This is a genomic window from Streptomyces sp. NPDC006872 (assembly GCF_040635845.1).
Lineage (GTDB): Bacteria > Actinomycetota > Actinomycetes > Streptomycetales > Streptomycetaceae > Streptomyces.
In genome coordinates, this window is sequence record NZ_JBEYIL010000055.1 from 1 (window position 1) to 1,943 (window position 1,943).

1 protein-coding gene is annotated in these 1,943 nt (G+C 71.2%); it reads left to right on the forward strand.

Features of this window, described 5'->3' with window-relative positions:
• On the forward strand, positions 1-1,943 hold a 1,943-nt coding region (locus ABZ725_RS52470), incomplete at both ends, for a condensation domain-containing protein (protein WP_358809465.1).

A 1,943-nucleotide genomic window follows, 5' to 3' on the forward strand; every position in this document is an offset into this window, starting at 1 on the left:
GAGATCGAGGCCGCGTTGGCGGTTCGTCCGGAGGTCGGCGATGTCGCCGTCGTCGCCCGACAGGACCGTGCCGACGACACACGTCTCGTCGCCTACGTCGTGCCCGCACCCGGTGGCTCGGCGCACTCCGCCGCCCTGCGCGAGCATCTTCGGGAGCGCCTTCCGGAGTACATGGTCCCGGCCGCGTTCGTCGCGATGGACGCGCTGCCGCTGACCGTCAACGGCAAGCTGGACCGGCGGGCGCTGCCCGAACCGCAGGCGGGCGGAGGTCTGGGCGCGGGCCGTGCCCCGCGCACTCCGCAGGAGCAGATCCTGTGCGAGCTGTTCGCCGAGATCCTCGGCGTCGCCGAGGCCGGGGTGGACGACGGCTTCTTCGACCTGGGCGGCCACTCCCTGCTCGCCACCCGCCTGGTCGCCCGCGTACGGGCCACCCTGGGCGTGGAGTTGGAGCTGCGCACCCTGTTCGAGACCCCGACGCCGGCCGGGCTGGCCGCGAGCCTGGCGGGTGCCGGACGGCCTCGCGTCGCCCTCACCCCGTACGACGAACGGCCCGAGCCGATCCCGCTGTCGTTCGCCCAGCGCCGGCTGTGGTTCCTCCATCAACTGGAGGGCGCGAGCGCCAACTACAACATCCCGCTCGCCTGGCGACTGACCGGGCCGCTCGACCGTCCCGCCCTCGAAGCGGCCCTCGCGGACGTTCTGGCCCGCCACGAGAGCCTGCGCACGCTGTACCCCCAGGTCGACGGCACTCCGCATCAGAAGATCCTCACCCCGGAGCAGGCCCGGCTGCCGCTGGGGGTGCGCGACGCGACCGAGGCGGATCTGGACGCCGTGCTCGCCGAGGCGCTGCGCCGACCCTTCGACCTGGCCGCAGACCTCTCCCTGTACGCGGAGCTGTTCACGCTCGCCCCGGACGAGCATGTGCTGCTCCTGGTCGTCCACCACATCGCGGGCGACGGCTGGTCCCTCGGCCCGCTGGCGCACAACCTCGCCGACGCCTATGCGGCGCGCTGCCGGGGTGAGGAGCCGGACTGGTCGCCGCTGCCGGTGCAGTACGCGGACTACACGCTGTGGCAACACCGGCTGCTCGGCGACGCCACCGACCCCGACAGTCTCTTCGCCCGCCAGGCAGCGCACTGGACGAGCACGCTGAACGGGCTCCCCGAACAGATCCAACTGCCCACCGACCGGCCTCGTCCCGCCGTCGCCTCCCACCGGGGCGGGTTCGTCCGGGTACGACTCGGTGCCGAACTGCACGAGAATCTACGGGAGTTGGCTCGTATCGAGGGCACCAGCCTGTTCATGGTGCTGCAGGCCGGCCTGGCCGCCCTGCTGAACAAGCTCGGCGCCGGGGACGACATCCCCGTCGGCAGCCTCATCGCCGGCCGCACCGACGAGGCCCTCGACGACCTGATCGGCTACTTCGTCAACACCCTGGTCTTCCGCACCGACACCTCCGGCGACCCGACCTTCACCGAACTCCTCCACCGGGTCCGGGACGTGGCACTGGCCGCCTACGCGAACCAGGACCTGCCCTTCGAGTACCTCGTCGAGGCGCTCAACCCGGCGCGCTCCCTCGCCCACCACCCGCTCTTCCAGGTGATGCTCGTCCTCCAGAACGCGCCCGGCGTCGACTTCGCCCCGCCCGGCCTGCACGCCAGCAGCGTCCAGCTCACGACCACCACGTCCAAGCTCGACCTGATCTTCTCGATGTCCGAACGGCACGGTGACGACGGAGCCCCTCAGGGCATCGACGGGTTCGTCGAGTACGCCGACGACCTGTACGACCCCGAGACGGTCCAGGCCATGTGCGACCGCTGGGTGCGTCTGCTGAGTGCGGCTGTCGTCGAACCGGCGTTGCGGCTCAGTCGGTTCGATGTTCTGACGGACGTCGAGCGCAGTTTGCTGCTGCCTGCCTCGACGGTCGAAGTGCCCGTGGTGGA